The sequence below is a fragment of the Mongoliibacter sp. genome (assembly GCF_007692705.1).
In the GTDB taxonomy this organism is placed as follows: Bacteria; Bacteroidota; Bacteroidia; order Cytophagales; family Cyclobacteriaceae; genus Mongoliibacter.
The window spans coordinates 1-8,965 of the sequence record NZ_REBN01000238.1 but is presented as its reverse complement, the minus strand read 5'-3'; the positions used below and the strand labels follow the sequence as shown (position 1 = coordinate 8,965).

Genomic DNA, 8,965 nt, shown 5'->3' with positions numbered 1-8,965 from the left:
AGACATACCCAATTCAGGCAGCCTGATGGAAGTCTGTACAAGGAAGAACTTGTGAGCTCCAAAGGGTTTTCCGGTATTTATTCTAACCTCTACCATATACACAACCCAAACAATGTTGTTTCTATAGGGAAGTCTATTCCTTACAACTGGGAGCCTGCCAAAGATTATGGACTCAAGCAAACACATCTAAAAACAGCGGGTGTTGGAACTACAGGTAAGGACTACCTTAGTGCCAGAAAAATGCTGATGATGAACAGTGATTGCATGATGGGCATCTGTTCGCCTGAACAGAGAAAAATGGATTATTTTTTCAAAAATGCAGATGGAGATGAATTGATTTATGTGCATGATGGTGAGGGTATTCTTTATTCTCAGTTTGGTAAGCTTGAAGTAAGACAAGGAGATTATATCGTGATTCCAAGAACAACCATTTACCGCTTTGAATGGAAGGAAGAAGGCCCTTTAAGGCTACTGATCATAGAATCCCAGGGGCCTATTGAGACGGTAAAAAGGTATAGGAATGAAGTAGGTCAATTACTCGAACATTCCCCTTATTGCGAAAGGGATATTCGACCTCCTGGAGAGCTGCATACTGAATCGGAAAAAGGAGAATTTTTGGTAAAAATCAAAAAGGGAGGAATGCTTCACCCTTATACTTATGGCCACAGTCCTTTGGATATTGTCGGTTGGGATGGATATCTATATCCCTATGCCCTGTCTATTCATGATTTCGAGCCTATTACAGGCAGAATCCATCAGCCACCTCCTGTACATCAGACTTTTCAAGCATGGGGCTTTGTGATTTGTTCTTTTGTGCCAAGGTTATTTGATTACCATCCATTGGCCATTCCGGCTCCTTACAACCACAGTAACATTGATTCTGATGAGGTATTGTATTATGCAGAAGGAGAATTTATGTCCAGGAAAGGAATTGATAGAGGGTCTTTTACCATTCATACTGGAGGATTGCCCCACGGGCCACATCCAGGTACCGTAGAGAAGTCTATTGGAGCTAAAGCGACAGAGGAGTTGGCTGTCATGTTGGATACTTTCAAGCCACTGTTTGTCACTACCGAGGGTTTGGATTTTGTAGATCCAGCATACCCGATGAGTTGGAAGGAATAAAAGCGATAAACGAGAAGCGAGAGACAAGAAACAAGATAAAAGATCCAAGAACTACATGACAAGACACTCAAGTGCCAAGAAAAAAGCTTGTCCGTATCATCGAAGCATGGATGTCAGGTGTCCGAATTCCGATGAAGTAGACGAAGTCGGCAAATAGGAAGACCGAAAGACGGTTTTGAAAGGGTTTGCCCTGAATATGACGATTTTGCCAAACCCCATAGGGGTGATAGATGTAATAGAAGCCCAGGGTTTTAACCCTGGGATCTGAAGATTACATAATAAATGATTTTTGGCCGAAAAAAGGCCAATTCTGAAGAATGTTTTTCGCCAAAAACAGGGAAGGTAGGAGCATAAAAAAATCAATGAAAAGAGTGTCAAGCAAAATCAGAACATGACAACACCCTCGTAAATCGTAATTCTAAAATCGTAATTTATCCCTCTCAATTCAAAATCTCTAAAATCGGTTGTCCAGAAGATCCATTAGGCAACCTGGTGCCCAACATCATAGAAAGAGTAGGAGCAATATCTGTAATGGTTACATACCTTGAACTTGAGCCCTGCGGAACATTCCAACCCATAAAAACAATGGGCACATGGGTGTCATAAGTGTAACCTGTTCCATGCGTGGTTCCTTTCCAGGAGCTGCTTAACCAGGCTGGTTCTAGGATCAGCAACAGATCCCCTGATGCTTTGTGGTTATACCCCATCTGTAACAAGCTTTTCCTACCTTCCAAGTATTCCAATCTTCTCATATCAGTAGCAGTGTAAACTTCTTTGATACCTGGATACCTTGCTAGTAGAAATTCAGCAACCTCTCTTTGGATTTTCTCGACTTCTATCCCTTTTTCCTTTGCCAATTCATGGTTGAAGAAAACCTGCTCATTTGAGAAGTTGGAAACCCAGTTGCCTTCTCCATAATTGATGGCGCAAAATCCTCTCATTTGCGTTAAAACCGACCGAGTATTGAAATTTCCGGCAGGGACATTTTCGCTTAGCATGTAGTCTACGATATCAGCTACGGCATGGTCAGCTGTCAGGAAAACCAAATATTCTCCTTTTCCATATTCCTGATCCAGGAAGTTGAGAAACTTTTCCAGGTCTCTGTCCAGCCTAAGGTAATTGTCTTCAATTTCTACAGATGTTGGCCCAAATCTATGTCCGATATAATCAGGAGAGGAAAAACTTACTGCAAGTAAATCTGTTTCTCCTCTCTTTCCCAGTTGCTCTCCTTCTATAGCCGCATAGGCCATATCCAAAGTAATACTGTTTCCGAAGGGAGTCGTTGAAATCAGTCCATAGTTGTCATTATCTTCCATCAAAGCAGGTAAATCATGTGGAAAAGAGGTAGTCTCCATCCCAATAAATGGGCCTTCAAATGGGTTGTCATCTGCAATACTTTGAATATAAGTTTCAATGGGAAATAAAGTTTCCCATTTTTGAGAGAGATATTTTTCGGCGAGTTTCTGATTATTCAGGGCCTTTACCCAATCTGGTAATTCCTCATGGTAATAGGTAGAGGTCATGAATTCACCTGTCTTGCTATCATACCAATAAGCGTCCCCTGTATGCCCTGCCGGCAGGGATGCACCCCTGTCTTTTAGGGCAATCCCGACGACTTTAGATCTTTTGTTGGTAGAGAATCTCATTTCATCCGAAATGGTCGTAGAGAGCATGTTTCGAGGAGAGATTTGTCCACTTTTTTCGCTTCCTCCTACTGCTGTTACTGTGCTATCTTCAGCACAGTAGATCATACGGTCAAGATTTCGAACATACCAATTGTTGGCAATGATACCATGAGTGGCAGGTGTGGTGCCAGTGTAGACAGATGCATGTCCCGGCCCTGTATAAGTTGGGATATAGTTATAATGGGCATTTTTCATTATAAAGCCCTCGTTCATCAGACGTTTGAAGCCTCCTTCGGAATACCTTTCCTGGTACTTATAAAAATACTCCTGTCTCATCTGGTCGACGACTATGCCAACCACAATTTTTGGCTTTTCAGGTGATTTGTTTTGTGCAAATGCAGTAATACTGGAAATAACAATCAGGATAACACTGAGGAAACTCTTCATTTGATTAATCATTGATTTGCCACAAATATAAGGATAAGCTGAGGTGTTCCTGTTATTTTTAGGTTAAATGCACCTCGCCTTTCCCACATGGTTAATTTTATACGATTGGTTCCGAAATTTATTCCTACTGTATTATCTTTCAGGTCCAATAATTTGAACAAATATGAACCCATTTCAGAAAACACTGACACTGACTTTCTTTCTGTTTCTTGTTATCAATTTCGCATTTTCACAGTCATACTTTGCAGATGGTTTGAGTGCTGAATTCCACAAAGAACGAAGAGAAGTTTTAAGAAAACAGTTACCGCCAAATGGGGCAGCTATATTTTTTAACAATCCTATCAAGAACAGATCAAATGATACGGAATTTCAATACAGGCCTAATTCAGACTTTTTTTACCTGACGGGATTTAGAGAGCCCAATGCGGCCTTGATCATTTTTCAAAGTCCGCAAACCATCAATGGTGAACAAGTTAAGGAAGTCATGTATGTGCAGCCCCGAGATCCGTTAAGAGAACAATGGGATGGTGAAAGACTTGGTGTTGAAGGTGTGAAAGAGAAGTTGGGGTTCAGACACGTTTATCTCAATGAAGAGTTTATGCAATCGCCGGATTTAGATTGGAATAAAGTTAGCCCTGTGCTTTCCTTGGCAATGGCGGAAATAGAAGGAGGCAAACACAATGCACCACTTAAGGCCATGCTTCAGAAAACCAGCATGCTTAATTTACAGGCTGAAGTTTCTAGAAATAATACCTTGCTTGGAATATTAGAAAGAATGAGGGCGGTAAAAACAGAGGAAGAACTTCAGATTTTGGAAAGAGCAGTGGTTATTTCAGGAAAAGCACATATAGAAGCATTCAGGTCAATCAAGCCTGGAGTCTCTGAACGTGCCATTCAGGGAGTTCATGAGTTTGTCCATAAAGCTATGGGTGCGGAAGAGGTGGGCTATGGCTCAATCGTTGGAGCGGGAAACAATGCTACTATTCTTCACTATGTGGAAAATCATGTGACGGACCTGCAGGAAGGCCTGATTTTGATGGATGTAGGAGCTGAGTATAGGGGATATTCAGGGGATATTACCAGGACAGTTCCTATTAAGGGGGTGTTTTCTGAAGAGGAAAAAGCAATCTATGAAATAGTATTGGAAGCTTTAGAAGCAGGTATAGCAGCCTGTAAACCAGGTTCGGATTTCCAAACCATCAATCGTGCTGCAAGAAAAGTTGTGGATGAGGGACTTGTCAGGCTAGGCTTGGTAAAAGAGGGGGAAAACCACAGATTCTTTCCTCATGGAACAGGTCATCATTTAGGACTTGATGTACATGATAGAGGTGGAAGCGGGAAGTTGGAGCCAGGAATGGTACTGACTGTTGAGCCTGGTATCTACATACCTGAAGGCAGTGATGTTGATCAAAAGTGGTGGGGTATTGGGGTTAGAATTGAAGATAATATCTTGATTACAGAGGAAGGTTACAGAAACTTAAGTGCATTTGTACCCAAGACTGTTGAGGATATAGAGGCCATCATGAAAGAGGAAGGTGTATTACAAAAACTTCAAGGGATAGAAGAATAAAGGAAAAACAATAGGGATATCTGCGTCAATGCACGTTTAACCTAAAACCCTATTTTGAAAAGATACTCATCGATATTAGATTAATACCTGCCGGCCGGAAAGTGGGTTAGGATATTCATTATCCTGATTCTAGAAATAGATATTGTTCTCTCTTAGTAATCGCCTCTTTTCGGATATAAAAATAAATAGCCCAAACTTACTTTTCGAGTTTGGGCTATTTGTTTTATGATTCTTTGTCAGGAATCTCAATATTTAATTTTATTGGTTGTTGAGGTCAATCTCGATAAGTCGGGAAAAGTTATCCAATAGTATCCAACTTGCGACAGGCAGGTATCAAAAAGTATCGAATTGGTATACAGAGTGGTTCATTATTTGATTAAGGGTAACATTCCGTATTTACACTTTTTAATATCCTTAGTCCCGTTTTTTCAAGTCACCCCGTTTGATGGATTGAATAAATCTGGACCATGCAAATGGATCCACCAAAGTAAACGGTCGCGGACCGTATCTATCTTGTATCTGCATCATCTGCCCCTGCTGGAAATATCTCCAGTTTTCATTCCCAGAGGCATCCATACCTTCAGCATAACGTAGCAAGGTTTCCGGACTTAGACTTCCCTGGACGTCCATTGACATGGGAGCATCAAAATTGGCTGCCAACAATTGTCTTTTGAATTCTTCCTCGGAAGGGAAAGGCATTACTTCAATTTCTGAAAGGGCAATTTCATCCGTTTGCATGGTCACGATAAGACTAATCTTATCATCTTCCATCACAGCAGGTACCTTATAAGTCTGGCGCTTCAATCCAATAAAACTAAAAATCACACTATCCCCTTCCAAAACCGGCATAGAAAAATACCCATATCTTCCTGAACTTGTTCCCCTACCTTTTTTGGGAACGTACACGTTGACACCCGGGACTGCATCAGTACTATCAGCATTGAGAATTATACCTGATAGTTGGATTACTCTACGGTCTTTCTCCTGAGCATAGGCCTGATCTAGGGATAGAAAAAAGCAAGATGCCAAAAAGAAAATAGTAATATATATGTACTTGATTTTCAATGTATTTCGGATTTATATTTTTTGATGCTTATCGTGGCTTTCTATCCTAAACATGGCTTATTTACCATAATATTAGCCTATTTAGCGATCATTTCTTTAATTTCAAACTCGTTTTATTTGTTAAAGTTACTAAATGCGACTCAAAAATATAAGTTTAAATTATGGAATGAGAATATTTAAAGCCCTTTCCGAAGAGTCAAGGGTTAGAATATTACACCTTCTATTGCAGAACAAAGAGCTTTCCATATCAGATATGGAGCATATACTGGACTTTACACAGACCAAAACCAGTAGGCATTTGGCTTATCTCAAAAATGCCGGACTGGTGGGAAGCAGGAGGGTAGACCAGTGGATTTTTTATTATATTTTGGATGAGGCCTATGAGATAATCCAACAGATTTTCAAATTTATCCAAAAAGATATCAACTTAATCAGGGATCAGGAAGTTTATAATATATTGCATTCCAACAGGGAGCTGGCGATCAATAAAATCGAAAACAATCCCTACAGAAAATAAACAAGTAAAATTTTGAAAAAGTACCAACACGTTTTTTTTGATTTAGACCATACTTTATGGGATTATGACACCAACGTCAAAGAATCCTTATCTGAAATTTATATGTACTACCAATTGGTGGACAAAGGAATTCATACCATAGATTTATTTTTGAAAGCCTTTTATGATATTAACTTTCAGCTTTGGGCCATGTATGACCAGGGAAAAGTAACCAAAGATGAATTACGGGAAATTAGGTTTAAAAGTATTTTCGAAAAGGCGGGTGCTGATGCAAACGGTATTCCTAGAGATTTGGAAGATGATTTTATGCACAGAACTTCCTCCAAAACCCATCTTTTGCCTTATTCTAAAGAAATTCTAGAATACCTAAAGCCAAATTACAAGCTACATATCATCACCAATGGTTTTAATGAAAGTCAGTCAAAAAAAATGGAGGCTTCGGGTCTTAGTCCTTATTTTGATCTGATTGTAACATCAGAAACAACAGGGCATAAAAAACCAGATCCAAGAATTTTCAAATATGCTTTGGATACGCTTTCCGTAAAAAACTCAGATGTCATGATGATTGGGGATAATCCTAATTCAGATATATTGGGGGCGATCAATTCCCAAATAGACAATGTGTATTTTGATCCCCACGGAAAAGGGATAGCGCATCAGCCCACCCATATAATCAGACATTTGAAAGAATTGGAAAGTTTGCTTTGATAGAAATATTGTAAACCCTACACAACACTTTGACCACTAGTCATGCATTCCACGTGTTTTCCAAGCCATATCCCTTATATTTGTTTTATTAGAAAATATAAACTCAAAGACATATGCTTAAAGGTTTTTTTAATGTACCGGAACCTATCAATGAACCGGTAAAAAGTTACGCACCCGGATCCCCTGAAAGAAAAGAGTTACAGGAAATGTTGAAAACACTAAGGGGACAACAAATAGATGTACCTATGTACATAGGTAGTGAGGAAGTCAGGACAGAAAAGAAAAGACCTCTTAATCCTCCCCACGATCACCAACACCTGTTAGGTCATTTTCATGAGGGAGATGTATCGCACGTGGAGCAGGCTGTCAATGCCGCCTTGGGTGCAAAAGAAGCGTGGGAATCTATGGAGTGGGAACAAAGAGCCGCGATTTTCCTGAAAGCAGCGGATCTGTTGGCAGGGCCTTACAGGGCAAAGATTAATGCCGCTACCATGTTGGGACAATCCAAGAATGCCATGCAAGCAGAAATTGATGCTGCCTGTGAATTCATAGATTTTTTAAGGTTCAATGTAAAATACATGACAGAAATCTATGCGCAGCAGCCTCCTGTTTCAGGGAATGGGGTTTGGAATAGGGTAGAACAAAGGCCTCTGGAAGGTTTCGTTTTTGCCTTGACTCCTTTCAACTTTACCGCGATTGCTGGTAATCTTCCTACTTCTGCGGCCCTCATGGGCAATACTGTGGTTTGGAAGCCGGCATACACGCAGATTTATTCAGCCAATGTTCTGATGCAGGTTTTTAAAGAAGCCGGAGTACCTGATGGAGTGATCAATCTGATTTATGTGGATGGTCCTACAGTAGGAGACTTTATTTTCAAACACCCGGACTTTGCAGGAATACACTTTACGGGTTCAACTGGAGTTTTCCAACATATCTGGAAAACCATAGGAGAGAATATCCATAGGTATAAATCTTATCCTAGGATTGTAGGAGAAACAGGCGGAAAAGACTTTGTCATAGCGCATAAATCTGCGAATGCCAAGGCCGTTGCAGTGGGGCTTTCCAGAGGAGCGTTTGAATTCCAAGGGCAGAAATGTTCTGCAGCATCAAGGGCTTATATCCCCTCCAATTTATGGGCAGATGTGAAAAAGTATTTACTGGAAGACTTAGCCTCTATGAAAATGGGGCCGACTGAAGACTTTACCAACTTTATCAATGCGGTAATTGATGAAAAATCGTTTGATAAAATCAGTAAATATATAGATGAAGCCAATAAAGCAGACGGAGTTGAAATCATCGCTGGCGGCAATTATGACAAGTCTAAAGGTTACTTCATCGAACCAACAGTCATTGTCACTCAGGACCCGATGTACACTACTATGTGTGAGGAAATTTTCGGTCCGGTGTTGACAATATATGTCTATCAGTCAGAGCATTTTGAGGAAGCCTTGGAATTGGTAGACCAGACTTCGCCTTACGCTTTGACAGGCGCTGTATTCTCCCAGGACCGTTATGCTGCAGAATTGGCAACTAAGAAGCTTAGAAATGCGGCGGGGAACTTTTATATCAACGACAAACCTACAGGTGCAGTCGTGGGACAGCAGCCATTTGGCGGGGCTAGGGCTTCAGGTACCAATGACAAAGCAGGATCCATGATCAACTTGCTTAGATGGGTGTCACCAAGAACAATCAAGGAAACCTTTGTATCTCCTGTGGATTATAGGTATCCGTTTTTGGGGAAAGATTGATTTTCATAGAAGCGAGAAATTAGAGGCGAGATAGGAGAGACCTTTGAGGTTTATCAAACCTCGAAGGTCTATGTTTAACTTAGAGCCAAGAATCAAGAGGAATTGGGTCTCCGGAGAATAAGGCTCCGGAGGTCTTTTTTTTGACTTATTTTTTTAAAAA

Annotated in this window: 7 protein-coding genes; 5 read left to right on the top strand and 2 right to left on the bottom strand. The window is 40.5% G+C overall.

The window, feature by feature from the left end:
- Positions 1-1,125, top strand: a 1,125-nt coding sequence (locus tag EA341_RS16670) for a homogentisate 1,2-dioxygenase (protein WP_293016300.1), incomplete at its 5' end; no start/stop codon positions are given.
- A 440-nt stretch (positions 1,126-1,565) separates the two neighbouring features.
- On the opposite strand, the gene pafA is transcribed toward EA341_RS16670, so the two are convergent.
- The gene (gene pafA / locus EA341_RS16665; protein ID WP_293016299.1) at positions 1,566-3,197 is read right to left on the bottom strand and encodes an alkaline phosphatase PafA; all 1,632 of its coding nucleotides are present in this window, start codon (positions 3,195-3,197) and stop codon (positions 1,566-1,568) included.
- 163 nt (positions 3,198-3,360) lie between these two features.
- Here pafA and EA341_RS16660 point away from each other — a divergent pair, with 163 nt between their 5' ends.
- Positions 3,361-4,767 carry an aminopeptidase P N-terminal domain-containing protein gene (locus EA341_RS16660; protein WP_293016298.1) on the top strand — a complete coding sequence of 469 codons (1,407 nt, stop codon included), beginning with the start codon at positions 3,361-3,363 and terminating at the stop codon, positions 4,765-4,767.
- Positions 4,768-5,181: 414 nt separating this feature from the next.
- Here EA341_RS16660 and EA341_RS16655 read toward each other — a convergent pair whose 3' ends face one another.
- A complete protein-coding gene (locus tag EA341_RS16655) occupies positions 5,182-5,805 on the bottom strand; it encodes a carboxypeptidase-like regulatory domain-containing protein (RefSeq protein ID WP_293016301.1) in 624 nt (207 codons plus the stop codon).
- Positions 5,806-5,965: 160 nt separating this feature from the next.
- Here EA341_RS16655 and EA341_RS16650 point away from each other — a divergent pair, with 160 nt between their 5' ends.
- From EA341_RS16650 to pruA, 3 genes are all read left to right on the top strand, one after another.
- Entirely contained in the window at positions 5,966-6,349 is a 384-nt protein-coding gene (locus EA341_RS16650; protein WP_293016297.1) for a metalloregulator ArsR/SmtB family transcription factor, read from the top strand.
- A 12-nt stretch (positions 6,350-6,361) separates the two neighbouring features.
- Positions 6,362-7,057, top strand: coding sequence for a YjjG family noncanonical pyrimidine nucleotidase (locus tag EA341_RS16645; protein ID WP_293016296.1), 696 nt, complete (start codon positions 6,362-6,364; stop codon positions 7,055-7,057).
- Between the two features lie 113 nt (positions 7,058-7,170).
- Positions 7,171-8,805 carry an L-glutamate gamma-semialdehyde dehydrogenase gene (pruA, locus tag EA341_RS16640; RefSeq protein ID WP_293016295.1) on the top strand — a complete coding sequence of 545 codons (1,635 nt, stop codon included), beginning with the start codon at positions 7,171-7,173 and terminating at the stop codon, positions 8,803-8,805.
- The last annotated feature ends 160 nt before the right edge of the window (positions 8,806-8,965 follow it).